This window comes from Streptomyces sp. NPDC006711 (assembly GCF_042869775.1).
In the GTDB taxonomy this organism is placed as follows: domain Bacteria; phylum Actinomycetota; class Actinomycetes; order Streptomycetales; family Streptomycetaceae; genus Streptomyces.
In genome coordinates this window covers 143,391-165,947 of record NZ_JBIAGO010000010.1, presented here as the reverse complement: position 1 = coordinate 165,947, position 22,557 = coordinate 143,391, and the positions used below count along the sequence as shown (strand labels likewise).

General features: G+C 69.8%; 41 protein-coding genes. 34 read left to right on the top strand and 7 right to left on the bottom strand.

Annotation, left to right across the window (positions count from 1 at the left end):
• Positions 1-23: 23 nt before the first annotated feature.
• From corA to ACFYM2_RS21480, 5 genes are all read right to left on the bottom strand, one after another.
• Entirely contained in the window at positions 24-1,109 is a 1,086-nt protein-coding gene (corA, locus tag ACFYM2_RS21500; protein WP_388838383.1) for a magnesium/cobalt transporter CorA, read from the bottom strand.
• 113 nt (positions 1,110-1,222) lie between these two features.
• Entirely contained in the window at positions 1,223-1,795 is a 573-nt protein-coding gene (locus ACFYM2_RS21495) for a DUF1990 family protein (protein WP_388838278.1), read from the bottom strand.
• Positions 1,796-2,507: 712 nt separating this feature from the next.
• Positions 2,508-2,684, bottom strand: coding sequence for an HGGxSTG domain-containing protein (locus tag ACFYM2_RS21490; RefSeq protein ID WP_388838275.1), 177 nt, complete (start codon positions 2,682-2,684; stop codon positions 2,508-2,510).
• 218 nt (positions 2,685-2,902) lie between these two features.
• On the bottom strand, positions 2,903-3,745 hold the full coding sequence (locus ACFYM2_RS21485) for a DUF5753 domain-containing protein (protein ID WP_388838273.1): 843 nt from the start codon (positions 3,743-3,745) through the stop codon (positions 2,903-2,905).
• 13 nt (positions 3,746-3,758) lie between these two features.
• The gene (locus ACFYM2_RS21480) at positions 3,759-4,511 is read right to left on the bottom strand and encodes a DUF6879 family protein (RefSeq protein ID WP_388838380.1); all 753 of its coding nucleotides are present in this window, start codon (positions 4,509-4,511) and stop codon (positions 3,759-3,761) included.
• A gap of 172 nt (positions 4,512-4,683) precedes the next feature.
• Between ACFYM2_RS21480 and ACFYM2_RS21475 the strand changes: the two genes are divergently transcribed.
• Genes ACFYM2_RS21475 through ACFYM2_RS21465 form a run of 3 tightly spaced genes read left to right on the top strand, consistent with a single transcriptional unit; the run spans position 4,684 to position 5,677 of the window.
• Positions 4,684-4,905: a hypothetical protein gene (locus tag ACFYM2_RS21475; RefSeq protein WP_388838270.1), complete on the top strand. Its 222-nt coding sequence runs from the start codon at positions 4,684-4,686 to the stop codon at positions 4,903-4,905.
• A gap of 41 nt (positions 4,906-4,946) precedes the next feature.
• On the top strand, positions 4,947-5,441 hold the full coding sequence (locus ACFYM2_RS21470; RefSeq protein WP_388838267.1) for a hypothetical protein: 495 nt from the start codon (positions 4,947-4,949) through the stop codon (positions 5,439-5,441).
• The gene (locus tag ACFYM2_RS21465; protein ID WP_388838264.1) at positions 5,438-5,677 is read left to right on the top strand and encodes a hypothetical protein; all 240 of its coding nucleotides are present in this window, start codon (positions 5,438-5,440) and stop codon (positions 5,675-5,677) included. Before ACFYM2_RS21470 ends, ACFYM2_RS21465 begins: the two co-directional genes overlap by 4 nt.
• 322 nt (positions 5,678-5,999) lie before the next feature.
• Here the strand turns inward: ACFYM2_RS21465 and ACFYM2_RS21460 are convergent, their stop codons facing one another.
• Both ACFYM2_RS21460 and ACFYM2_RS21455 read right to left on the bottom strand, forming a co-directional pair.
• Positions 6,000-7,220: a tyrosine-type recombinase/integrase gene (locus ACFYM2_RS21460; protein ID WP_388838261.1), complete on the bottom strand. Its 1,221-nt coding sequence runs from the start codon at positions 7,218-7,220 to the stop codon at positions 6,000-6,002.
• Positions 7,221-7,710: 490 nt separating this feature from the next.
• The gene (locus ACFYM2_RS21455) at positions 7,711-8,073 is read right to left on the bottom strand and encodes a helix-turn-helix domain-containing protein (RefSeq protein ID WP_388838258.1); all 363 of its coding nucleotides are present in this window, start codon (positions 8,071-8,073) and stop codon (positions 7,711-7,713) included.
• Positions 8,074-8,343: 270 nt separating this feature from the next.
• Here ACFYM2_RS21455 and ACFYM2_RS21450 point away from each other — a divergent pair, with 270 nt between their 5' ends.
• From ACFYM2_RS21450 to ACFYM2_RS21300, 31 genes are all read left to right on the top strand, one after another.
• Entirely contained in the window at positions 8,344-8,643 is a 300-nt protein-coding gene (locus ACFYM2_RS21450) for an XRE family transcriptional regulator (protein ID WP_388838255.1), read from the top strand.
• Positions 8,627-8,854, top strand: a complete 228-nt coding sequence (locus ACFYM2_RS21445) for a hypothetical protein (protein ID WP_388838253.1) — start codon at positions 8,627-8,629, stop codon at positions 8,852-8,854. Before ACFYM2_RS21450 ends, ACFYM2_RS21445 begins: the two co-directional genes overlap by 17 nt.
• Before the next feature lie 82 nt (positions 8,855-8,936).
• Positions 8,937-9,386, top strand: coding sequence for a hypothetical protein (locus ACFYM2_RS21440; RefSeq protein WP_388838250.1), 450 nt, complete (start codon positions 8,937-8,939; stop codon positions 9,384-9,386).
• The gene (locus ACFYM2_RS21435; protein WP_388838247.1) at positions 9,383-9,718 is read left to right on the top strand and encodes a hypothetical protein; all 336 of its coding nucleotides are present in this window, start codon (positions 9,383-9,385) and stop codon (positions 9,716-9,718) included. The genes ACFYM2_RS21440 and ACFYM2_RS21435 overlap by 4 nt, the downstream gene beginning before the upstream one ends.
• On the top strand, positions 9,715-10,089 hold the full coding sequence (locus ACFYM2_RS21430; protein ID WP_388838244.1) for a hypothetical protein: 375 nt from the start codon (positions 9,715-9,717) through the stop codon (positions 10,087-10,089). Before ACFYM2_RS21435 ends, ACFYM2_RS21430 begins: the two co-directional genes overlap by 4 nt.
• 4 nt (positions 10,090-10,093) lie before the next feature.
• Positions 10,094-10,363, top strand: coding sequence for a hypothetical protein (locus ACFYM2_RS21425; RefSeq protein WP_388838241.1), 270 nt, complete (start codon positions 10,094-10,096; stop codon positions 10,361-10,363).
• On the top strand, positions 10,360-10,758 hold the full coding sequence (locus ACFYM2_RS21420; RefSeq protein ID WP_388838238.1) for a hypothetical protein: 399 nt from the start codon (positions 10,360-10,362) through the stop codon (positions 10,756-10,758). Before ACFYM2_RS21425 ends, ACFYM2_RS21420 begins: the two co-directional genes overlap by 4 nt.
• The gene (locus ACFYM2_RS21415; RefSeq protein WP_388838235.1) at positions 10,755-10,937 is read left to right on the top strand and encodes a hypothetical protein; all 183 of its coding nucleotides are present in this window, start codon (positions 10,755-10,757) and stop codon (positions 10,935-10,937) included. The genes ACFYM2_RS21420 and ACFYM2_RS21415 overlap by 4 nt, the downstream gene beginning before the upstream one ends.
• Positions 10,934-11,176, top strand: a complete 243-nt coding sequence (locus ACFYM2_RS21410) for a hypothetical protein (protein WP_388838232.1) — start codon at positions 10,934-10,936, stop codon at positions 11,174-11,176. Before ACFYM2_RS21415 ends, ACFYM2_RS21410 begins: the two co-directional genes overlap by 4 nt.
• Positions 11,173-11,406, top strand: coding sequence for a hypothetical protein (locus ACFYM2_RS21405; RefSeq protein WP_388838230.1), 234 nt, complete (start codon positions 11,173-11,175; stop codon positions 11,404-11,406). Before ACFYM2_RS21410 ends, ACFYM2_RS21405 begins: the two co-directional genes overlap by 4 nt.
• A 91-nt stretch (positions 11,407-11,497) precedes the next feature.
• The gene (locus ACFYM2_RS21400) at positions 11,498-11,743 is read left to right on the top strand and encodes a hypothetical protein (protein ID WP_388838227.1); all 246 of its coding nucleotides are present in this window, start codon (positions 11,498-11,500) and stop codon (positions 11,741-11,743) included.
• A complete protein-coding gene (locus ACFYM2_RS21395; protein ID WP_388838225.1) occupies positions 11,733-12,245 on the top strand; it encodes a hypothetical protein in 513 nt (170 codons plus the stop codon). Before ACFYM2_RS21400 ends, ACFYM2_RS21395 begins: the two co-directional genes overlap by 11 nt.
• Complete coding sequence (locus ACFYM2_RS21390; RefSeq protein ID WP_388838222.1) at positions 12,242-12,403, top strand: hypothetical protein; 162 nt, start codon at positions 12,242-12,244, stop codon at positions 12,401-12,403. Before ACFYM2_RS21395 ends, ACFYM2_RS21390 begins: the two co-directional genes overlap by 4 nt.
• Positions 12,400-12,642, top strand: a complete 243-nt coding sequence (locus tag ACFYM2_RS21385) for a hypothetical protein (protein WP_388838219.1) — start codon at positions 12,400-12,402, stop codon at positions 12,640-12,642. Before ACFYM2_RS21390 ends, ACFYM2_RS21385 begins: the two co-directional genes overlap by 4 nt.
• A complete protein-coding gene (locus tag ACFYM2_RS21380; RefSeq protein WP_388838216.1) occupies positions 12,639-13,094 on the top strand; it encodes a hypothetical protein in 456 nt (151 codons plus the stop codon). Before ACFYM2_RS21385 ends, ACFYM2_RS21380 begins: the two co-directional genes overlap by 4 nt.
• A gap of 151 nt (positions 13,095-13,245) precedes the next feature.
• Positions 13,246-13,485, top strand: coding sequence for a hypothetical protein (locus ACFYM2_RS21375; RefSeq protein ID WP_388838213.1), 240 nt, complete (start codon positions 13,246-13,248; stop codon positions 13,483-13,485).
• Positions 13,485-14,327: a hypothetical protein gene (locus tag ACFYM2_RS21370; protein WP_388838210.1), complete on the top strand. Its 843-nt coding sequence runs from the start codon at positions 13,485-13,487 to the stop codon at positions 14,325-14,327. Before ACFYM2_RS21375 ends, ACFYM2_RS21370 begins: the two co-directional genes overlap by 1 nt.
• Complete coding sequence (locus ACFYM2_RS21365) at positions 14,327-15,283, top strand: hypothetical protein (RefSeq protein ID WP_388838208.1); 957 nt, start codon at positions 14,327-14,329, stop codon at positions 15,281-15,283. The genes ACFYM2_RS21370 and ACFYM2_RS21365 overlap by 1 nt, the downstream gene beginning before the upstream one ends.
• 67 nt (positions 15,284-15,350) lie before the next feature.
• Positions 15,351-15,803: a hypothetical protein gene (locus tag ACFYM2_RS21360; protein WP_388838205.1), complete on the top strand. Its 453-nt coding sequence runs from the start codon at positions 15,351-15,353 to the stop codon at positions 15,801-15,803.
• The gene (locus tag ACFYM2_RS21355) at positions 15,800-16,357 is read left to right on the top strand and encodes an HNH endonuclease (RefSeq protein ID WP_388838202.1); all 558 of its coding nucleotides are present in this window, start codon (positions 15,800-15,802) and stop codon (positions 16,355-16,357) included. Before ACFYM2_RS21360 ends, ACFYM2_RS21355 begins: the two co-directional genes overlap by 4 nt.
• Positions 16,357-16,710: a hypothetical protein gene (locus ACFYM2_RS21350; protein ID WP_388838199.1), complete on the top strand. Its 354-nt coding sequence runs from the start codon at positions 16,357-16,359 to the stop codon at positions 16,708-16,710. Before ACFYM2_RS21355 ends, ACFYM2_RS21350 begins: the two co-directional genes overlap by 1 nt.
• Entirely contained in the window at positions 16,707-17,786 is a 1,080-nt protein-coding gene (locus ACFYM2_RS21345) for a hypothetical protein (RefSeq protein ID WP_388838196.1), read from the top strand. The genes ACFYM2_RS21350 and ACFYM2_RS21345 overlap by 4 nt, the downstream gene beginning before the upstream one ends.
• A complete protein-coding gene (locus ACFYM2_RS21340) occupies positions 17,783-18,037 on the top strand; it encodes a hypothetical protein (RefSeq protein ID WP_388838193.1) in 255 nt (84 codons plus the stop codon). The genes ACFYM2_RS21345 and ACFYM2_RS21340 overlap by 4 nt, the downstream gene beginning before the upstream one ends.
• Positions 18,034-18,855: a hypothetical protein gene (locus ACFYM2_RS21335; protein ID WP_388838190.1), complete on the top strand. Its 822-nt coding sequence runs from the start codon at positions 18,034-18,036 to the stop codon at positions 18,853-18,855. The genes ACFYM2_RS21340 and ACFYM2_RS21335 overlap by 4 nt, the downstream gene beginning before the upstream one ends.
• The gene (locus ACFYM2_RS21330; protein WP_388838188.1) at positions 18,852-19,694 is read left to right on the top strand and encodes a hypothetical protein; all 843 of its coding nucleotides are present in this window, start codon (positions 18,852-18,854) and stop codon (positions 19,692-19,694) included. Before ACFYM2_RS21335 ends, ACFYM2_RS21330 begins: the two co-directional genes overlap by 4 nt.
• Positions 19,695-19,775: 81 nt before the next feature.
• Positions 19,776-20,756, top strand: a complete 981-nt coding sequence (locus ACFYM2_RS21325; RefSeq protein ID WP_388838185.1) for a hypothetical protein — start codon at positions 19,776-19,778, stop codon at positions 20,754-20,756.
• Entirely contained in the window at positions 20,753-21,415 is a 663-nt protein-coding gene (locus ACFYM2_RS21320) for a hypothetical protein (protein ID WP_388838182.1), read from the top strand. The genes ACFYM2_RS21325 and ACFYM2_RS21320 overlap by 4 nt, the downstream gene beginning before the upstream one ends.
• Positions 21,412-21,642 carry a hypothetical protein gene (locus tag ACFYM2_RS21315; RefSeq protein WP_388838180.1) on the top strand — a complete coding sequence of 77 codons (231 nt, stop codon included), beginning with the start codon at positions 21,412-21,414 and terminating at the stop codon, positions 21,640-21,642. The genes ACFYM2_RS21320 and ACFYM2_RS21315 overlap by 4 nt, the downstream gene beginning before the upstream one ends.
• Positions 21,635-21,970 (top strand): hypothetical protein, encoded by a 336-nt coding sequence (locus tag ACFYM2_RS21310; protein ID WP_388838177.1) that lies wholly within the window; start codon positions 21,635-21,637, stop codon positions 21,968-21,970. Before ACFYM2_RS21315 ends, ACFYM2_RS21310 begins: the two co-directional genes overlap by 8 nt.
• Positions 21,967-22,269: a hypothetical protein gene (locus tag ACFYM2_RS21305; RefSeq protein ID WP_388838174.1), complete on the top strand. Its 303-nt coding sequence runs from the start codon at positions 21,967-21,969 to the stop codon at positions 22,267-22,269. Before ACFYM2_RS21310 ends, ACFYM2_RS21305 begins: the two co-directional genes overlap by 4 nt.
• The gene (locus tag ACFYM2_RS21300; RefSeq protein WP_388838171.1) at positions 22,266-22,541 is read left to right on the top strand and encodes a helix-turn-helix domain-containing protein; all 276 of its coding nucleotides are present in this window, start codon (positions 22,266-22,268) and stop codon (positions 22,539-22,541) included. The genes ACFYM2_RS21305 and ACFYM2_RS21300 overlap by 4 nt, the downstream gene beginning before the upstream one ends.
• Positions 22,542-22,557: the final 16 nt, after the last annotated feature.

The window sequence follows — 22,557 nt, the reverse complement described above, 5'->3', positions numbered from 1 at the left end:
GCGACCTCGCGCCGGCCGGCCCGTCACAGCCAGCCGTTGCGCCGGAACCCCCGGTGGATGACGAAGCAGGCCACCGCCATGACCCCGAGTGCCATGAAGTACCCGTAACGCCAGTGCAGTTCGGGCATGTTCTCGAAGTTCATGCCGTAGATGCCGCACACCATCGTCGGCACGGCGACGATGGCCGCCCAGGCGGTGATCTTCCGCATGTCCTCGTTCTGGGCGACGGTGACCTGCGCCAGGTGCGCCTGGAGTATGGAGTCGAGCAGCCCGTCGTAGGCGGTGATCTGCTCCACGGTACGAAGGAGGTGGTCGGCGACGTCGCGGAAGTACGGCCTGACCTCCGCGTCCACGGAGGGCACCGGTTCACCGGCGAGCTTCTGCAAGGGCCGGGCGAGCGGCGCCACCGCCCGCTTCAGTTCGAGCAGTTCGCGCTTGAGCTGGTAGATCCGGCCCGCGTCACCGCGCGCGGCGTTCTCCGCGAAGACGGCGGCCTCGACGGCGTCCATGTCGCCGCGCATGGCGTCGGCGACCTCCAGGTACTCGTCGACGACATGGTCGACCAGGGCGTGCAGCACCGCCGACGGGCCCTTGGCCAGTTGCGCGCGCTCGCCCTCAAGCGCCTCCCGCAGCGGGCCGAGCGAGCCGTGCATGCCGTGGCGCACGGTGATGACGAAGTCCCCGCCGGTGAAGACCATCAGCTCACCGGTGTCCACCACCTCGCTGCTCGCGGTGAGTTCTTCGTGCTCGACGTAGCGGCACGTCTTGAAGACGGAGAAGAGGGTGTCGTCGTACGGCACGACCTTGGGGCGCTGGTGCGCGGTGACGGCGTCCTGGACGGCCAGCGGGTGCAGCCCGAACAGCGCGGCGATCCCCGCGAACTCCTCCTCGGTCGGCTCGTGCAGCCCGACCCAGACGAACGCCCCATCCCCCAGTTTGCGCACCCTGCGCAGCGCCTCGTCCACCGGGCAGTCCTCCGGCCGGCGCGCGCCGTCGACGTACACGGCGCAGTTGACCACGGCGCTTCCCAGCGGCGAGCGCGCCGGGTGGCTGAGATCGACGCTCCTGCGGTAGGCGCGGCGCACCGCCCTCCGCAGATTCCGCATCATCGCCACGACAAGCTCCCTTTCCCCGCCTTCACCGAACGAGCGGCCAGTGTGCCACCGCCCTCGTCACGTCCACGCACTCCCTGAGGGACGTGATCCACCGCTCTCGCGTTCCCTCAGCGGCGTACGGCTGCGGCCACCGCCCGCAGGTAGCGGCGGGTGGCCAGATCCTGGAGCAGGCGGGTGAGGGGGCCACCGAGGCGGGCGTACCAGAGCTCGGGCCGCGAGAACGCGGCGACCTCGAACCAGACGCGTCCGTCGGGGTCCCGGCCCACGACGAACGACTCCTCGCCGCGTTCGGGGTGCCCGGGCAGGGTGCCGTAGGCGAATCCGACGCGCTCGGCGGTGTTCACGGTCCAGATGACGCGGCAGGGGATGACGAGCCGGGGGAACGCGGTGCCGGGCAGGCGCAGGACGACCAGGGTGGTCGCGCCGGGGGTGACGGGTGCGCCCGGGTACACGCCGAACCCGGCGCCCCGCTGGGTCCCCCAGTCCAGCACGTACGCCCCGGCCCGCTCGAACGCCTCCGGCCCGTGCCCGACCGTGATCCGCCGCCGGAACACGCGGTAACCGGCCTCCGGCCCCGGCAGTACGGGGCCCGCGGTGGCGCCGACCTCCCCGTATCCGGGCCCGGCCGCACACGCGCGCTCGTACGCGCCCCGCAGGCCCGCCCGCCGTCTCCACTCCACACCCATGGCTCCTCGCCTTCCCGGCACGGCGTTCCCCCGGCTCGTCATCCCCTTCCGCAAAGGGGTTACTTTTCAGCCAACCACAGGCGTACTCTCGGCCATCCGGCGGTACCTCCCCCCGCTCCCGGCCCGCCGGACCCGGCGTCGAGCGACCCCGAGCCCCGCTACGGCGCCACCGCGAAGCCCCGTCCTCGTGCGACGGGGCTTCCGGCCGTGGGGGCGGACCCCGGCCGACGGCGCGAAGTGACCGCCCGCACCGGCGAGTTGAGGGGGCACGGGTACGCCGCGTGGTCTGCAACCCGGGCACGACGAAGCCCCCGGCCAAGATCGCCTGAGAGCCTTCGCACCGGTGGGGCGTCGTGGACGGGCCCGAATTCGAAGCGCGGCAGCGGCCGGCGACGGCCCGAACCGCCGCGCCGACGGTGAACGGCCCCGGCCCCGAACCACCGGGCCAACAGTGACGGGGGCCCGATTCCGAACCGCCGGGCCAGCAGTGCACGGGGCCGGCCCCGAACCGCCGCGCCAGCGGTGAACGGGCCCGGCCCCGAACCGCCACGCCGGCGACGGCCCTGGTGCCGAGCCGCCGGGCCGGCAGTGCACGGCCCCGATTCCGAACGGCCGGCACCCGCTGGGCGCGAGTTCGCCGGGCGCCCGGCGACCAGGGCTCGGCGCCAGCGCTCGGCGTCCAGTGCCCGGCGCCCCGCGCCCCGCCTCACCGCTTCTTGCGGATCTTCTTCATCTTCGCCTCGGCTTCCTTCTTCTTCCGCTGCTCGACCGCGTATGGGGACCACGACCCCTGATGCCTGGAGCACCGGGAAGTGCCGATGACCGCCTTGTTCTGACACCGCTTCCCACTCTTGGTGGGCGCTCCACACAACGGTTGCGTCACGTGCCCCTCCTGCGTACGAATCGCCATGGACGGAACACCACATCGTCCCAGGGGCGACCGCCGCCCAGGCAGGCGCGAACGGAGAGCATCGGTGCACGGACGGGGGCGATCTGGCGAGTGGAGGGGCGGGCGAGGTGGTCCCCACCCCCCGACCCTGGTCGGGCGGGGAGCGTCACCTCGCGAGTACGCCCCCGCCTGGCCCCCGGCGTTTCGCGTGCTCACGGGCGGTGCAGCGCGCTTCGGGCGCGAGCGATCACCCGGTGTGCGTCCGCATCGTAGACCGCGGACTCGCGCAAGGCATTCCACACGGTTGCGTACAGACTGACCGATTCTTCGTCGTCCAGCCACAGCTCGGCGTGCCAGTCCTCGGTGATGGTGAGGCGGTCGTCCAGGATCCAGAACCCGTTGGCCGTGGGTACCTTCAGGGAGGAGGAGAGGGGCACGATGCCGAGTTCGATCGTGTCCATGCCGATGAGTCCGGCGAGCCGGTCCAGCTGGGCGGCCAGCACTGACGGGGGGCACATCAGGGCGTGAAGCGCCGGCTCCCACATGATGGCGTGCAGTCTGCGCCCCGGCTCGTACAGCCATTCCTGGCGACGCATGCGGGCCCGCACCGCTTCGTCGATATCGCGTGCGGAGCCGTGCAACCGCGTGTAGCTCAGGAACATGTGGCGGGCGTAATCGGGCGTCTGAAGCATGCCGACGATGACCGCCTCTTCCCATACCCGGATGGTGGCGGTCCTGCGGATCTCCGCGTTCCAGGTCTCTTGGACGGGTCCGTGGCCGTTGGCGAGCTGTCGGCGCCATGACCGGATGTGCGATTCGAATCCCTGCAACCGCGACGTGAGTTCGTTGAGAGCCTGCGGCGTCCCTGTTGCCGTGGTCCATCGCTTCAGGTCGTCGACCGTCGCCGTCTGCCGACCGTGTTCCAGCTTGCTGACCTTGGATGGCGGCCAGCCGAGAGCTGAGGCCAACTGGGCTCCGGTGAGCAGGGCTCGCAGTCTCAGTTCACGTAATCGCGCCCCAAGTGCGCTACGTGCCTGCTGGTAGTCCGTGCCCACCGGATCACTCCCGCTACTGCCTCGCGGTCAGCTGGGCCGCGAACTCCTCGAAGGGGGCGGCGTGATGCGTGGCCGCATCGCGCAGCATGGAGTATCGCACCACCTCGGCCGGCTCCGTGGTCAGCTCGATGTTCAGGAGCACGTCGTTGTCGTCGAAGCGGAGCACGGCCACGAGCCGGGAATCGAAGATCCAGAAGTCTTCGTCCCCGAGGTGCAGGCGTTCCGCGTCGCCGCGCCACAGGCTGCGGATGTCCTCGCCGGTCGCCGCGTTGCACTTCGCGTAGTCGAGGAGGAACAACTGGCCCGTGGTCGGGGGGTCGTCCACGACGCGGACCCTTCCTACGCGCTTACCCGCTGCGGTCTGGGCGCGCATGTTCATGGCCCAGGGGCTGTCGAGGTCCCACGTGGCGGAACCGGTCTCCTTGAACGCGATGAAGGAGTCGTCGTCCAGGTCGGATGCGTAGCCCCGGCGAGTCTCCAGCCTCCAGGCCGTGTGCTTGAAGCTGCGAAACAGCGCGCCGAGCTCGGCCGGTTCGATGATGTGCGGCACGTGCTCGGTCTCCTTCGGTCCCCAGTTGACGAGCAGGTCGCGCGGCACGATCACCGCCACGTCCCCGTCGCTGAAGTGCTGGAGCTGATGCAGGTCGGTGGGGTCGGTGAGCGGCCTGCCCTGAACGATCACCTCGCCCGTCTCGGTGTCGGTGTGCAGGGCGGGGCAGCCGCCTTCTTTGCTGTCCGTGCCGTTGAAGCGCAGCCACCGGGTCATGGTCACTGCCCTTTCGTGGACGTTGGTCCGCCCATCATTCCGGGCGCCCCCAAATCGGTACCACAGCGTGTGCGGACCCTCAGAAGAAATCCTGGGAAAGCCGGGTGCTCGCGTGGGAAATACCGAGAAATCGGGATAGCTGGGAGAACGCGTCATCCCTACCGTCCCGTTCATGGCAACGCAGAGCGACACGATCGATCCGAGCGCGGCAACCGAACAGCTGCGCGCCGCGCTGACCCGCGCGGGGATCGTCCTCCCGTCACTCGGACTTGACGACGGCGGACCGTACGGCCTCATCAATCTCGGACGCGTCCGTTCCGACGTCGCGATCCGTCTGGCCGCCCGTCTCGACAAGACGCATGAGGCCGCGCCCTCGCCGGACACAACCCTGTAGCCACCGCCTCACACACCCGATCCCAGGGACAGAGAGACTCCGTGAGCACCGCACCCGAAAAGGCACAAAACCAGGCGGTCAGCGCGTGGCTGGCAGCCAGCCTCAACCGTCCCGCCGACGCCTACACCCAGTGGGCCGACCGCCACCTCGCCGTCCTCGCGCTGGGCCGCCGGTTCTGCGCGTTCCGCCTGGCCGACGAACTCGTGCACGCCGTCGACGCCGCCACCGAGTTCTCGACCGCCTCGACCATCCTGCGCACCCTCGCCGGCCCGGTCATCCACGACCCGCGCGGCTGCCGCTTCTACGCCCTCGTGCCACCCGCGCCGCCGGGCCCGGACCACGGCCCCCACGCGACGTACCTCGGCCTCGGCCACTACATCGGCGTACCGCGCATCGAAGACGACCAGCACACCGACATATGGTCCAGCTACTGGGCCATCCCCATGCCCGCACCGGGCGCCCTCTGCGACCCGGCCCGCGTCCTGAGACTCATCCGCGCCGGCACGGCCGCGCTCGACGAGGAGGCCGACGCGTGAAGCAGTGGGACTACGTCGGCTACGAACGCGAGGGCCGGACCGGGCGCATCACCCTCGGCCTCGGGCCCGACATGAAGCGGATCGCCTTCCTGCGGCCGTCTTCGCCGGGCCAACTGAGCGGGGCAACCATCCGGACCGGCGAGTTGCGTCCAGCTTCGGCGGTGGAGACGGAGACTGCGCGGGCGGCGGGGTTGACCCGGGAGTCCCAGCCAAGTTTCCTGCCGCACCGGCGCTGAACGTCGACCGGCGTAGACCTGACACGCGTTACGGGAGACGGGCCGGCCTCGGTCACGAGAAGGCCCCCCAGCCGATTACGACTGGGGGGGCGACACAGGCTTTCGCCTGGACACATCCCGACGGTGGGCGTGGACGGTTTCGAACCGCCGACATCTGCTTTGTAAGAGCTTCCTTCACCGCCATGAGACTCAGTGAGCCTCAGTGAGTGACGGTGAGCCTCACGCCCTCTATGGATGTCTTCTAACTGTGAGCCTCAGTGAGGATCGATGCGGATCAGTGAGTGGGGTTTGTGGACTCTTTGTGGACCCGAACCCGAATGGATCACTTCACGGCCCGGAGTCCACTACCGCCGCCGAGGGCCGCCCGAACCTGCTCGCGCGCCCCCTCGCTCTCGTGAGTGTAGATCCACGTCACGCGGCCGCCTCGTTCCTGCCCCAGGGCCCGCTGCGCGTCGACCTCGGACACGCCGCCATGGTGCATGCGGCTGGTGGCGTCGTGCCGGTAGTCGTAGACCCGCGGCCACCACTCGTGTCGCTTCGTGTCCGGGTTATAGACCTTCCGGGCCACGCCCGCCTGCAACGTGGCCTTGTGCCACGGGCGCGACAAATTGTTGACGTTCAACGCCGCGCCTCGCGGGCCGCGAAACACCAGCTCGTCCAAGTGCATGTCGAAGCCGTCGCCGATCGCCGACCGAGTCCGCTTCGGCCGCCACTTGTCCCGCATGAACTGGACGGCGCCCCAGGCCCGGTCCGTGAGCGGCACGGTGCGGAAACCGGCGTCCGTCTTCGGGGCGGCCTGACGGCGCAGCCGGCCGCCGTCGCTGATAAGGATCTCCTTGATGTGTACCAGGCGCTCCTCGTCGTCGATGCAGTGATTTCGCAGGCCTGCGTACTCGCCGGGCCGCAGGCCTGTCTCGTATGCGAAGTCCCGCAGGAGCACCTGGTAGTACTCAGGCAGCGCGGCGTGAATGAGCGCGTACTGCTCCGTGGTGGGGGGCTTCAAGTCGTCCGGATGTCGCTGCGGCCGCGCCGCCGTCACTTCGAGGTGCGTTGCCGGGTTGATACTGATGCGTTCGCCGTCTCGGATGGCGGCGTCCAGCATGCTCCGCAGCATCGCACGGGCCCGGCCCTGCGTCTCGTGGCTGCGGATCCCGGAGAGCCACTTCTGGAGTTCCATGAACTCCAAGTCCACGAGCCTGTACCCACCCCACCGGGGTTGTACGTGCTTCGTCCAGACGCAGCGTTTCCGGTTGACGGTGGTGGTCCGTCCCTTCTTCTCCTGGATCTCCCACCACGTCTCGTGCCACGTCTCCAGCGTGATTTTCCCGCGGGCGGGATCGCGGTACGTCCGCTCACGGACTGAGGTGTGCACCTTGTCGAGGAAGGCCTCGGCGGCTGTCTTGCCGCCGTCCTTCTTCGTGAAGTTCTTGGCGGTCTGCCGGCCCGTGGGATCCCGGTATCGGGCCTGCCACGAGCCGATGCAGTCGCGCCGGCGCTTCCGGTCCCCGTGTTGGCCGGGGGGATATTCCTCGATGCAGAGCACGCAGCCGCATGTCTTGCTGCGGATCTGCCGGGGATTGTTCAGTGGCCTACGGGGCATGAGTGATCACCTGCTCACTCCTTCGCTGCTCGGGTACGCGGGGGAGCAGCCGAACGGGCTCCCCACAGAAACAGCGTGCACCGAACGCGGGCTGCGGGATGTCGAGTTGCGTGAGAACCGCGCGCACGGCGCCGACAGTGACGAGCCAGGGGCGCCCGGCGGGGACAGTGATGATGACGCGCTGTGCGTCCCATGGTGCGAATGTTTCGGCGGAGCTGTAGTGGACGCGGATGCACATGCGGAACCCCCCGTGGTGCGGGCGACGGAACGTCAGCCGCGGGGGAGGACGCGAGCCGAGAAACAGACCGTACTCCCGGATAGTGGAATATGCGACCACTCCAGAAACACAAGATGTGGAGGGTTCTACCGGCCAGTCAAGTACTCATCCGTGTGGGACTCGTGAGGGCCACAGATGGTTGCGCAATCCCTGCGGCTAGGAGCGGTTGGCCTCGTTCAGGGCCCGCAACTCGATCTCCTTGATGGCCTGCTGTTCGGGCGTGAGGCCACGGAACAGTTCCAAGAGGCGCGCCTCAGCCTCGGGGGCGAGCGGGCCCGGGACCCTGCGGCCGGCCGCGGCGAAGATCTCCGCAACGGTGAATTTCGGGAAGGCGTCCGACAGGGCTCGCAGCTTCTCCGGGTTCGGACCGCGTCCGGTGCCGCGCTTGCGGAGCACCCAGGAGTTCACGGTGGCAGGGGCCACGTTGATGGCACGCGCGATCTCGGACTCGGTCACCTTGTAGGTGTCCTTGAGTCGCTTGATCAGCGCGGAGAGATCTTCTTGCTGCCCGTGGTCCACACCATCAGAGTGCCCGGCGGCCTTCTACTTTCGCAAGTAAAAGTAGAAGCGTGGCGCGTAATGGTGGCAGCGCGCAGCCTCCCCGCCGCGCGCCGTAGTCACTGGCATATGCACTCAGGGTAGAACGCCCATTCGACCCATGTCAGCGACTTGCCCACCCTCACCGAAACTGGGCCTGCCACCCTTGACCTCATTGACACTCACACTGTAGAAATGTGTCAACGGCGGCGATGAAGCCGAAGTTCACTCTCCATCAGCACGAGGTCCCTCATGAGCACGGTGCTTCGCAAGGACGACGGCAAGCCACTCAGAGCCGCAATGCAGGCGGCCGACCTCTCCGGGCCCGGACTCGCGGCGGCCACCAAGGCGTCCGACCCGCGCGGGATCGGGATCAGCCCGGCGATCATCGGGCGGCTCACCACCACGGGCAAGACGGCCCGGGAGCGGTGCCGCCGCAGGACGGCGGACCTCATCGCGGGGGCGCTCGCCGTGCCCCTGGAGCAGCTTTTCACGCCATCAGTTTCAACTGACACAGTAGAAAGGTCCAGCCCTGATGCCGACTCTCGCTGAACGCGCCGAGACGCTGCGCACCACCGGGCTCGCCCCCCTGCTCACCACGGCTCAGTTGATGGCGCGCTACGGCGTCAGCAACTGGACGGTCAACGAGTGGGTGAAGAACGGCTGCCCCGTCGAGCCGACCGCGTTCCGCGGGCGCCGCTTCGACCTGGAGGCCGTTCGCACGTGGATGGCCGAGCGGGCGCAGCTCGCGGCCACCACCTGATCAAAAAGGACGGGGCCGCCCGGACCGGGCCTGGTCCGTATGCGACCCCTCGGCACCTCAACCACACGAAATCGAGGACACCGTGAACATCAAGATTACCGCCCCGCCTAAGCCGGGCTCCGACAGGGAAACCACACCCGTTGACCGGCCGCGCATCATGACCGCCGCCGTGTTCGCCGCGACCGCCGAACGGTTCGTGGTCCACGACGGCGTTGACCTGGCGGCGGTGGCCGACCTCGGCCGCGTCCGTGTCGCCCTGGTGATGGCCGCCCACCGCCTGCACCGTGTCAGCGACCTGCGGACGGCCGCACGTGACGCGTCGACCACGCACACGAAGTACCTGCTGTTCGCGACCCCGGCCATGGCGGCCCGCCACTGGCCCGCCGCCCGTGACGCCGACGCTGCCCTCGACGCCGCCGAGGACGCGTTCGAGCAGGACAAGGCCACGGCGCTCGCCCTGCTGGCCACGCTGCCGGCGGGCGCGACCTGGGGCGACGTGCTCCAGGCCCTGAACGGCGGTGTGCAGCGATGAACGACCGCACCCGCTATATCTGCGGCCTTCGCGCTCTGGCCACCTGGCTGGAGGAGAACCCGGATGCCGCCATCCCGTCCGACGAGCGATTCCTGCTACCGCTGTCGACGAACGACGCGGTCGAGGAGTTCGCCGCGAAGCTCGGTCAGGACGTCGTCTACGACGACGAGGGCAACGCGTCCACGACCCGCGAGTTCGGTCCGATCAAGCTCCACGCCTACGGATACGTCGACTTCGCAGCGCACTCCGACTTCCTCGCCGAGCGTAACGCACGACGCTGGGCAGCGAAGAAGGGCCTGGAGATCCGTGGCGCCGAGGACGGTGCGGCATGAGCGCCCGCGAGGAGCTGTTCCGCCGTGTGGCTGGCGCGTTCGTCGACGAGGGCCGCGCGAACACGCTGCTAGACGCCTACCGTGCCGAGGTTCGCGCCGAGGCTGCCGCTGACGTCCGCCGCGCCGAACTGCCGTCCTTCCCGGCCGGGGAGCGCGCGGAGCTGGTCGCGCAGACGATGCGGGCCATCGACGCCCGCATCGCCGAGCACGGGGCGGAAGCCCCCTACGGAGTCGCAGTCGAGCGCCTGGTCGTGCTGGAGCCCTGCCCCCGGAACGTGGTCGGTGACGACGCGGGCCCGCACTTCTTCAAGAACGGCGCATTCCTCGCGGACGGCAGGCGCTGTGTCTACTGCGGCGCCAAGGAGCGGTGACGTCATGACTGACATCGGTATCCCGCCGCGCAGCCCGCAGGACTGGGACGTGCCGCTGCCCCGTCTCGCGGCGGACGTGAAGGCACTGGCCCTCCGGCAGCAGGCCGTGGCGCTGGAGCAACTGGCCGCCGAAACCTCAGCGAATGCCCACGCCGCCGTGCCCGTGCCTGACGGCCGGCTCATCGAGTGCCTGCACCAGTTCCTCGACATCGACCCCGACCTGCGGGTTCGGGACTACAGCAACAGCTTCCGCACCCGTGGAGGGGCGTCATGACTGACCCGCAGCTCGCAGCCGTATACCGCAAGGCCGCCAACATCATCCGAGAGAACGGCCACCACCAGGGCGCCTACCTCGACGGGACGCTCCTTCTCACCCGGACTCGCCAGACGGTTCCCGTGGACGCCACCGGCGCCCTGTCCCTGGTCATCACCGGTGCCCCGGTCCCGCCGGCCGACCTCATCGACTGCCCGCAGCTGTACCAGGACGCGGTCGCCTTCCTGTCGAGGCGCATCCGGTCGGCCATCGTCGACACGGACCCGGAGGAGCGCATCGCGGACTGGAACGACGAGCCGGAGCGCACCGCCGACGAGGTCATCGCAGCTCTCGAATCGGTGGCCCGCGACATCGACTTCATGTTCTCGGCTCCCCGACTGGCGGTGGCGGCGTGAACGACACCGAGCGCGAGCTGCGCGAGTGCAGGGAGCTCGTAGCCCTGCTGACGGAGCGCCTGGAGCGGTTGCAGCGGGACAACGAGGGGGCGTACATCGAAGCGTTCGAGGCTCGCGGCTCCGGCCCGCACCTCTGCCCCGGCCTGCCGTTCGGTGACCCGAGGCGGGTGGCGGCGTGAGCGCCTTCACCATCGCCGAGGCCCGGGCCCGCAAGTCGAAGAGCCCGCCGGCGTTCATGGCGGCCTACGCGTTGGGCCGCTCGTGCGGGGAGGCCGGTATCGAGCCGCCTCGCACGGCCGGCAAGTCCGCGCCGCAGATCGCCGGGTACATCGAGGGACTGGCCTCGTGGCGGGCGCAGACCGCGAAGCCGCGCGACTACGTGCAGGGCAGCTCCGCGTACTGGGCGGTGGCCCGGTGAGCGCCCGGGACCGGCTGGCGATCCTGCGCCGCGCGGTGATCGAGCGCCCGGGGCCGTGGACGACGAGCACCGTGCAGGCGCTGTACAAGGCGGCCGGACACGCGGCGCCGTGCCGGAAGACCGCCCGCGACGACCTCGCCTTCCTCGCCCGCCAGGGACTGCTGCTGTGCCGCGACGAACGGGACTGCCGGACCTACTGGCTCAACACCTGGCAGGGGGCGGGCCGATGAGCCTCCGCACGATCGCGGCCCTGACGGCCGTCGACCTCGCCACATCCATCGCCGCCCTGATCTGGGCAGGCCGCCGCACCTGGGGGAACCAGTGACCGGACCCGAGCACTACCGCGAGGCCGAACGCCTCCTCGCCGAGTCGCAGTCCATCGCGCGACCGCACGACGAAAGGCCGTGCGAGGCGGACCGCACGATCGCTGAGGCACAGGTGCACGCGACGCTCGCCCTCGCCTCCGCGACCGCGCTTCAGCCCAGCCAGTACGGCATGAACCGCGCTGAGCCGAAGGCTTGGATTGCTGCGTGCCGAACAAAGGCCGGTGAGCGCGATGACGACTGACTTCCCGCCGATCGCCCTGACCGTCGAAGAGTGGGACGAGCTCGTCTTCACCGCCGACATCGCGGAACGCTCAGGCCCGTTCTCGGCGTCCGTCTACGACTCGATCAAGCACTGGGTCTCAGCCGTCCTCCCGCTGCACGAGCGCATGATCCGCGAGCGTCTGGGTGCCGATCTCGAATATGTCCAGGTCGAGCTGACGGAAGCTCGGCAGAAGGTCCGGATCTGCGAAGAAAAGCTCGCAACGGCCGACCGCGACATTGGGCAGTTGATCGACGAACGCGATCACAGGGGAGACGTCGCCGACAAGCTCGCCTACGCCGTCGCCCCCGAGGAAGTCATCGGAGAGCACTCCTCGATGAACTGCCCGTGGGAGAACGCCTACGAGCTCATCACACCGATGGCCGAGGTAGACGCGCTCCGACAGGAAGTTGCCCGGCTCCGGCAGGAGAACGAAGACCTGCTGGTCGGACTCGGCCTCGGCGCACCGGCGGTGATCGCGTGACCTCCAACCCGTGGCCGTCCATCGCCTGGACAGCCGGACTGATCGCCCTGTTCGGCTTCCTGATGGTCCTCGGCCAGCACGTCAGCGACCAGCTCCGCACCCGCCGCGAAGCCGCCCGCACCGCCATCCCGCACCAGCGCCAGGGGGAACAGCCGTGAACGACTACGAGCAGCACGCCGACGAGGAACGCGAGTACCCGACGGCCGCCGAAGAGAAGGCCGCCGAGATCGCCCTCGACATGGCCGACGAGGCACGGTTCGCGGCCGAGGAAGCCAAGCGGCTTCAGGTCACGCCCGACGACCACGAATGCCAGGCCGAGTTCATCGACGGCACCTTGGACTACTGCGGCTGCGACGACTGCAACGACCGCGAAGCAGCAGAGGAGTGGGAACTGTGACGCTCACCCTCCCGTGGCAGGGCACGACCAGCCGCGCCAAGCATGCCGGCCAGACCCCGACCCAGCTGAAGAACACGATCGCGCAGCTCCTCGCCGACAACCGGACGCTCATCGGTGAGACCTCGGACCTGAACTGTGCTGTCCACAAGGCGCTGATGAACTCCCTGCGCGACGAAATGCGCATCGCCCAGGCCGAGCGGGAACGGGACGCCGCAGTCGCTGAAGTCCGGCGGCTCCAGGGCAAGGTGATCCGCGCCGGCGCCGAGCACGAACGCCTCCGGCAGGCCGTCATCGCAGCCCGGCCGCGCATCACCGCAGTGCCGTCGGAGATGGTCCGGCCGTACTCGCCCGAGGTCGTACTGCCCTACGTCTCCCCGGTGCCGTACCGCGACACCAGCAACGAGACCACGCAGACGCTGCCCCTCATCGACGTGCCACAGCGCGCCGCCTAGACCCGCCGGCGGGCGTCGACTCCGAGTCCGCCCGCCGGCGACGACCACCCATACCGGCCGCGTCCGAGCTCCCCCCGGCTCCGCGGCCAGCCAGGCCGCCTCGCCCCCTGACCGGGGCGGCCTGGCCCCTCACTCCCGAAAGGCCCGCACCATGAGCCCCACCATTCGCATCGGACGCTGGACAGCCGAGCTGCACCAGCGGGCCGTGCACGTCACCCGAGAACCCGACCCGAACTGCCGAAACTGCTCCGGCTCCGGCGGCGGCTGGATCACCTACACCGGTGGCGCCGACTGGGACGAATGCGGCTGCCTCGACCAGCTCCACACCTGGCGCCTGCCTCTGTGGCCCCGCTCCCGCAGCCAGCGAGCCGAAACCGTGGAGCCGTTCTGATGACCGCCCCCAAGTACGCCCACGACACGGAGAACGGCCGCTACTACAGCGACCCGGCCGGCGGCCCCGACCTCGTCTCGGTCACCAACGTCCTCGACACCTCGGTCAACAAGCGGGCCCTCATGCCCTGGGCCGTCAAGGTCACCGTCGAGTGGATCCTCGATAACCGCATGCAAGTCGCCCGGCGCGCCATCACCGACCGGACCCAGCTCACCAAAGAGATCAAGCAACTCCACCGGGACGCCCGCGACACCGCGGCGAACCTCGGCGACCGCATCCACAAGGCCGCCGAACAGCGCGTCCTCGGCGCCCCCATCCCCGACGACCCGCAAGTCGCCCCGTACCTGGCCCAGTTCGACCGCTGGATCTCCCTGTGGGGCGTCGACTTCGCAGGCGACGTGTTCGCCACCGAAATCACCGTCATGCACCGGCGGCTCGGCTACGCAGGCACCGCCGACCTCATGATCTGGCTGCCCACCGGACCCAACCGGCGCCGCGAACTCTGGCTGATCGACTACAAGACCAGCGCCACCCGCTCCGCCAAGTCCGTCTACCCCGAGAACACCCAGCAACTGGCCGCACTCCGCTACGCCGAGACGGTCCTGCTGCCCGACGGCACCGACGCACCCATGCCGAAGATCCAGCGGGCCGGAGTCCTCAACCTGCGCGCCAAATCCCACGCCCTCGTCGAAATGCCTGCCAACCGCGACGCCCACCGCGCATTCCGCGGGGCCCTTGCCAACGCGCAGTGGCACCACGCCGCGCCGTCCACCTATCCCGCGCTGCTCGCCCCCGGCGAGCCGGCCGCCAAGCCGCGGCGCACTATCCGAAAGGCCGCCTGATGGGCTCCCGACTCCTCAACATCCAGCGACGCGCCGCGGAACACGGACGCCTGCGCACCGGCTACACCCAGGGCAACCGGCCCGTGAAGTCCGCCACCTGGGTCGTCACCTCCCACTCCGAGGAACACGTCCGCAAGGCAGCCGAACTCTGGGGCGGCACCCCGGAAACGTGGAAGCCGCTCAACTCCACGACCGCCCAGTGGCGCGTCATCACAAAGGCGTCCTCCATCGAGGCGCTGATCACCCCCGGTGACCCGCTCAACCAGTACAACGAGTTGTGGTCCGCAGGCGGATGCCAGCGCCGCTGCGACGGGCAGACCGAGCTCCTGTCCCGCCAGCCGTGCCTGTGCCTGGCCCGATTCGGCGAGGACTGGCACCAGCAGAAGAAGGGCACCGTCTGCTCCGCCACCTCCCGCTTCAACGTCATGCTGCCGGACCTGTCCGGGATGGGCATGTGGCGGGCCGAGACCCACTCGTTCTATGCCGCATCCGAGTGGGGCGGGATGGTCGACATGGTCCTCGCCGGCACCGACGGTAAGGGCTTCGTCCCGGTGACGCTTCGGATCGAGCCTCGCCAGGTCGTGCGCGACGGGCAGACGAAGAAGTTCCCGGTCGTCGTCGTCGAGCTGCGCGGCGTAACTCCGCGGCAGGCGCTGGCCGGGCCGATGTCCACGGCGATGGCGCTGGACCCGTCCGGGTCGCGTGCGGTTGCCGCGCTTGAAGCGCCCCGCCCCGACTATCTCGCCCTCGCCGAGGGCGCCCTCACCTCCGACGACGTCCGCGATGTGTGGCGTCAGGCGAGGAAGGCCGGACACGTCGACCCCAAGGGCAGCGATCCGCTCTCCAAGGAGTTGATGGCCATCGCCGAGCGCATGGACGCCGAAGCGGAGCCCGTCGAGGCCGAGCTGGAGCCCGAGGGCGGCTGGCCCGCCGTCGCCGAAGTCCCCACCGCCTAACCCGCCTTCGGGGCTCCTGCCCGCCGCAAACAGGCAGGGGCCCCGGTACCCCCAAGGAGACCACGCCATGAAGGCACTCACGATCAAACAGCCGTGGGCTGGGGCGATCGTCCACCAGACGAAGCGCGTCGAGAACCGCACCTGGAAGCTCCCCGCGCGCATGCACGGCGCCCGCATCCTCATCCACGCCGGCGCCCAACGCAACCGCTGGGCCACCGTCTACGGACCCCACCTGGATGTGTACGGCGCGATCGTCGGCGCCGCCACGCTGACCGGCTGCCACTTCGCCAGTGACGCAGACATCTGCTGTAGCGAATGGGCATTCCCCAGCACGTACCACTGGACGCTCGACGACGTCGTGGCCCTCCCCGAGCCGGTCCCCGCCAAAGGCGCCCTCGGGTTCTGGACGCCGACCGAGGACGTACTGGCCGCCGCCCAGCAGCAGACCCAGGAAGCCGACAAGGCCGAGCTCGACGACATCGCCGCAGCCACCGAGCAGGCCGAGGGGGGCACGTCATGACCCTCGTCCAGCCTGCCCTCGACGGCAGTGGATCGCGATCAAAGCGCCCGGTCGCCAGCCTGACCGGGACCACGGCTCACGACGAGAGCTACCGCGAACGCACCAGGGACCGAATCCAGGCGCACAGCATCCCCGACATCGCGAGCGACTGCTGGATCTGGCAAAAGGCGCTCGACCGCGACGGGTACGGCGTAATACAGGCAACCAAGCGGGACAGCGCCCACCGTGTCGCGTACCTCGCCTTCATCGGCCCCATTCCCGAAGGCCTCGTCCTCGACCACACCTGCCACTCCATGGACACCACATGCCCTGGCGGGTCGGACTGCCTCCACCGTCGCTGCGTAAACCCGGCTCATCTGGAGCCCGTACCGCCCGGCGAGAACACCCAGCGCGGCGTCAGCCCTAGCGCCCTAAATGCCCGCAAAACCCACTGTCATCGCGGCCACAAGTTCACCCCGGAGAACACCTACGCCCGCCCCGACGGAAGGGCCTGCCGTGCCTGCCAGAACGCAGCTTGCGCCGAGTACAAGAGGCGCAAGAAGGGGGCGCACTGATGACCGCGCTCGTACAGCCGGCACTCGATGGCTCCGTGCCGGAGCCGAAAACGACTGCGACACGACGCCAAGTTGAGGCCTTCGACGACTGGCTCGACCAGATCCGCCCCGCGTTCGAGCATGCAGCCGCATCAGGGCGCGAGTTCACCGCCTTCTCGGTGGCAGACGCCAATGACCTCCCCGACCCACGCCACCCGCAGTCGCAATGGGGAAGAGCCATGACGCTCTTCCGCGACGAAGGCCTCATTGAGACCGCCGGCTGGGCCTGCTCCGACCGGCCCACCGCCCACCACAGCGGCGTAAGGACTTGGCGCGGCACCGCAGCAGCACGAGCCGGGAGGGCAGCCGCGTGAGCGCCCGCAGCAAGCGCAACCAGCCCGTCGGCGACATGTTCCCCGGCATGCCCGACCTGCTGGGCAAGCAGCCGCCGAAAGCCGTCGAGGGCGAGCACGTCGCCCGCACCCTCGACGAGGCGATCGCCCGTTCCTCCGAAATCCTCGATGATGCCCTGTCCGTCTACCCGGTCGTCGGCACGTACTGGCTGTCCTCCGGGGGCAACGATTCCGCGATCGTCGGCCACCTGCTGCGCGACCGGTATGACGCCGTCCTCCACGTGAACACCGGCACCGGCATCCCCGAGACCACGCAGTACGTCCGCGACCTCGCCGCAGCGTGGGGGGACACCCTGCACGAGCTGCACCCGAAGAACTCCTACCGGGATCTCGTCCTCGGCAAGGTCATCGCGTCCACCGGCCCGAATGCCGGGAAGCGCGCTGTGTGGAAGGGCTTCCCGGGGCCGGCCGGCCACAAGGTGATGTACCGGCACCTCAAGGACGAGCCGCTGATGCGGTTCCGTAAGAGCGTCGTCGGCGACCAGGGCCGTACCCGGAAGATCGCCTACCTGGGCGGGATGCGCTGGGGCGAGACCGAACGCCGCTTCCGCAACGCCGAAGCGATCGACCAGGACGGCGCGATCGTTTGGGTATCACCGCTCGTGCACTGGACCGACGCCCACATGCGCGAGTACCGGGCCCGCCACCGCTGCCAGCAAGACCACGAACACGCTCAGCACCGCCTGTGCTTCGACGGGGCGCTGCCGCTGAACGAGGTCACCGAGCACATCCACATGTCCGGTGAATGCCTGTGCCTGGCCTATGGCAAGCCCGGCGAGCCCGACGAGATCGAGTTCTTCTACCCGCACGCCGCCGCCCCCATGAGGGAGCTGGAGCGGGAGGCCGAGGCTGCCGGGATCAAGGCGTGCCGGTGGGGTCAGAAGCCGCCCAGTGAAGACAACGACGCCGCCCCGGCCGGACGCCTCTGCTCCTCCTGCGTAGCCATCCCCGGCCAAGACGACCTCATTGACCAGTGGCGTAACAGCGGCCTCATCACCCCCGAACAGCACGCCGCCTTCACCCGGGAGGCGTCATGACCACCTTCGCGATCTACGCGGCCCGGGCCCTCGCCGTGTATCTGGCGGTCGGCTACCTGCTCCTCCTCGCCGTCCTCGTCCGGCTGGCCTGGAGCGCCCTGCGCCGGATCACCACCCGGCAGCAGGAACAGCCCGAGGCTGCCCCCAGCCCGGCGGTGCTCGACGCGCAGGCCCTCGCCGAGCTCGACGCCGAACTCGACCGGCGCATCGCCCAAATCGACCTGCACAAGCGAGAGGAGGGACGGCAGTGACCACCGCGACCAAGCCGCTCCCGCCCCACGGGACCTACGCCCGATCCGTTGGCCGCCCCGCACAAGGCGTCCGCGGATGCAGCTGCCCCCGGTGCTGCGACGCCCGCAACAGCTACGACAAGCGCCGCCGAGTCATGAACGCCACCGGCCGCAGCCTGCGAGTCCCCGCACCGCCCGTCGCCGCCCACGCACAGAAGATCCTCGACAACTGCGGATGGAACTACCTCCTCACCGAATCCGGATGTTCCAGCTGCACCATCCACCGCCTGCTCCACGGGCAAGCCGCCATCAAGCGCACCGTCGCGAACCGCATCCTTGCCGTCCCGGTCGATCCCCAGCCCGGACGCCTCGTGCCGGCCCTCGCCTCAGCGCGGCGGCTGCGCGCCCTCCTCGCCATCGGGCATCACGTCAACGGAGCGAGCGGGATCTGCGCTGCGGCACGCGTCGACCAGTCCGTCATCTCCGCCCTCATCTCCGGCCGCCGACAGACTCTGCGCGCCGACACCGAAGCCCGCATCACCGGCGCCTACCTGCGGCTCGCCGATACCCCCGGCACCCACGAGCGCAACCGGCAGCGCGCTGAAGCCAACCGCTGGGCGCCGCCGGCCTATTGGGATCCCGACACCCTCGAAGACCCCGACTTCACCCCGGCGACCGGCCACTCACCGCGCGCCGTGATCCTCGGAGAGAACGCCCACGAACTGGTTCTCGAACAAGGCCACAGCTGGGAGCACGCCGCCAACCGGCTCGGCGTGACCAAAGACAGCCTCCAGACCGCCTACTACCGCTGGCGCCGCACCCTGACGGAGGTGGCGTGATGGCGACCCGCGCCCACGGAACCCGCGCCAAGTACGTCGTGGAACGCTGCCGGTGCGAGCCCTGCAAGACCGCCAATCGCCAAGCGGAAAACGACCGGTACCGGCAGCAGGCATACGGCCGGTGGCAGCCCTACATCGACGCACGACCCGTGCGCGCCCACGTCCAGATGCTCATGGACTACGGCATGGGCTGGAAACGCATCGCCGCCATGGCCGGTGTCGGTCGAGGAACGGTGGAGAAGCTGCTCTACGGGGCCGCGCACCGCGGCATGGAACCCTCCAAGCGGGTACGTCCCGAAACCGCTGCGAAGCTTCTCGCCATCCGTCCAGAAGGCGACCGGCTGGGCGGAGCGGTCCCCGTGGACAGCACCGGAACCCACCGCCGTCTCCAAGCGCTCGTCGCCGCCGGCTGGCCCCAAGCGCAGCTAGCGGCCCGGCTCGGCATGGAGCGCGCCAACTTCGGGGCGAGTATGCGGTCGGCGAAGGTGCTTGCCGCAACCGAACGAGCCGTGCGACGGCTGTACGACGAGCTGTGGCGAGCAGACCCCCGCGACCACGGCGTCGGCAACCAGGCCTACAGCAGGGCCCGCAACCACGCCGTCGGCCGCAGCTGGGCGCCGGTCGGCGCCTGGGACGACGACACCATCGACGACCCTGCGGCAAAGCCTCAAACGGGTACTGAGCGGCCCCTGAACCGCGACGAGCTGGCAGCCCTCCGCCGCGAAGAGGCCAAGCATCTGCACGACTGCGGCCTCTCCAGCCACGAGATCGCGGTCCGGCTCGGTATTTCCACCGACACGGTCCGCGCGGCGCTCGTCTCGGACCAGGCCGCCGCGTGACCGCCTCCCGCCCGGCCCGCGCCGGCCCCCACTAGCCCGGCACCCGCACCCCTTACCCGTACCGCCAGGAAGAAGCCGCTCATGCCGTGGGTCCGCTTGGACGACAGGTTTCCATCGCACCGGAAGGTTGCGCTGCTGTCTGACCGCGCCTTCCGGCTGTACATCTCAGCCCTGTGCTGGTCCTCCGAGAATCTGACCGAGGGCAAGATCCTGGATCGCGAACTCTCGGTCGTCTCTCGGGTTCGTGGACTTAAGGCCAGCGCGCGGGAGCTTGAGGAAGCTCAGCTCTGGGATCGGGTCGATGGTGGATGGCAGATCCACGACTTCCTCGAATACAACCCCGACCGGGCCAAGATCAAGGCCGACCGGCAGGCGAACGCGGCCCGGCAGCAGGCATTCCGTGACCGGAAGAAGGCTGAGCGGGAGGCGAAGAAGGCTGCCTCACAGGGGCCTGCGCGTAACGCCTCTCGTAACGGCGTTACGAGTGCTGTCGAAAACCAGGAAAACGACACGACGGCGACAGCATCGCGACACGACGACGACACGAAGACGAGAGAAAGCCGCGCGCAGAATCAACGATCCTCGCAGTTCAGCGCGTTTCGTAACGGCGTTAGTAACGGCGCCCCCGCCCCCGCCCCGTCCCCCACCAGTACTTCCTACGGAAGTACTGGTGCTGCAAGCAGCGACCGAGCGGGCGGTCTGCCGGATCAGCTCGCCCCTCTCAAGCGCGCCATCGCCACGGCCGGACTCTCCGGCATCGCCTGGGACCTCCGCGAGTCCGGCTGGGAGTACACGCGGCAAGCGATGGACCGGGTGGGGATCCCGGCGATGGTCGCCTACGCCGTCAACTCGGCCCGCCTCAAAGGCCAACCCGCCGGCGCGTCCGCCTGGGTCCAGGGCTGGCGCTCCCTCGAAGCGCCCGAGCAGCAGGACGGCGTCGCCTACCTGCCAGCCGCCGTCGGCAGCGGAATCGCCCCGGCCAACCGTCAGCAGCAGGAGACCAACGACCTGTTCGACCGGGCCATGGCCCGAGCCAAGTCCCGCATGCAGGAGGAGAAGTGACCCCCGAAGAGACCGTCGTTCTGACCCGCTACGTCAAAGCCCTGTGCCCGCAGCAGAAGTTCGACGAGTTCACCCCCGACGCCTGGCACGACGTCCTCACCGCGTGGCCGATGGCCGAGGCCCGCGCCGCTGCCGCAGCGGTTGCCGGACGTCAGCCGTTCGTCAGCCCGGCCGAGATCATCGGCGAGATCTGGCGTCAACGAGGCAACCGGGCCGCCGACTTCCAGGGGCCCGGCCTGCCCGCCGAGGTCCCGGACGCCGACCCCGACAACGTCCACGCCTACCTCGCCGCGTTGCGAGCGCAGCGGACGAAGGCCGCGGACGGCATCCCGCTGCGGCGCCGCCCGATTGCCCAGTTCATCGCCGGCCTCACCGACGCCCTGCCCGACATGCCTGGCGAGGAGGTCGCTGAGGTCAAGCGCCCCGGCCCGCTCGGTGTCGCCTGCCCTGTCTGCCGGGCCGCGATCGGACGGCCGTGCGCCGTCGACGTGCCGGGCAGCCGCGGCAGCCGCAAGGAGCTCCACACTCCGCACGCCGCCCGCACCCGGGTCGCGAACGGTGGGCCCGCGCAGTTGGAGTCGCCCGAGGTGATCGAGCAGCGCCGGGCCGCATCCCTCGCCAAGCTCGCCGAGCTCAACGGACGGGAGGGGGTCAAGTGACCGCGCACCGCTGTCCGCCCAACTGCCATCAGTGCCCGGACCTGGACGACGACGTCATGCCCCGCTGCATGGGCACCGCCGCCAACCAGGGCTCGCCCAGCACGGCACGGCTCCTCACGTGGTGCACCTGCGCCGCAAACCGCTCATTGCCCACCGAAGACAGCGCGATGGCCCGCATCGCCGCTCTCGAAGCGCGCATCGAGCAGTTGGAGGCCGAGCGTGAATGAGCCCGACCGCGATGACGTGAAGGCGATGCGGCAGCAGGGCGACCTCGGCCGGTACCTCCGCGACCAGATAGCCGCCGGCCGCGCCCGCCGCGACAAGCCGAGCACCGCGCCGCCGCCGCCGAAGCCGCCCGGCTACCAGCCCGGCGCCTGGCCGACCGGTACGCGTCCGCCAGACCCGCCGCCCCCGCAGCCGCCCGGCGCCTGGAGCCGAGCCCTGGAGGCGTACCGCGAGTACGTCGTCGCCACCGAGCACCGCGACCGGCTCGACGACGGATCCCGCCAGACCTGCCCCTGCAAGCCGTGCACCGACCTGAGGAGGAAGCCGTGAAGTCCCAAGCCCCGATGCCCGAGTCGATCCGCCACAACCTGCGCGCCGGCCAGCACCCGGCCCGGTCCGTCGCCTGCCCCTGGTGCGGGGTCGCCGCACACAAGCCCTGCCGGGCAGGCAAGACCCGGTTGCTCACCGGCGGTTCGCTACACCCGCAACGGATCTCCGCTTGGGCGGAGTTGACCGCGTGCTGCCCGACCTGCCAGGTCGAGCCGACCGTCCCGTGCCACGAAGACGGGCGGGCGAGGGCCACCGTCCACGCCCGCCGGTACGAAGAAGCCGAGCAGGTGGCGGCATGAAGGTCCGTGCCGACATCGCCGCCCTGATCCGCGCAGGGCACACGGACTCGTCCGTCGCCTTCCGGGTGGGCTGCCACCGCAACACGGTCGCCGAGGCCCGCAGGGCTCTGCGGATGCCGCCCGCAGACCTTCTGGGACGCCTGTACGCCGAGGCAGTCCCAACGGGCCGCGCGATGGCGCCTGCTGGCCGTGTGCCGCTCAGCCCCGCGCAGCAGCAGGCCAACCGTGAACGGCTCCTTGCTGGACTCCGCGAGTCGGCCGACGCCGCCTGACCTGCCGTGCCACGAC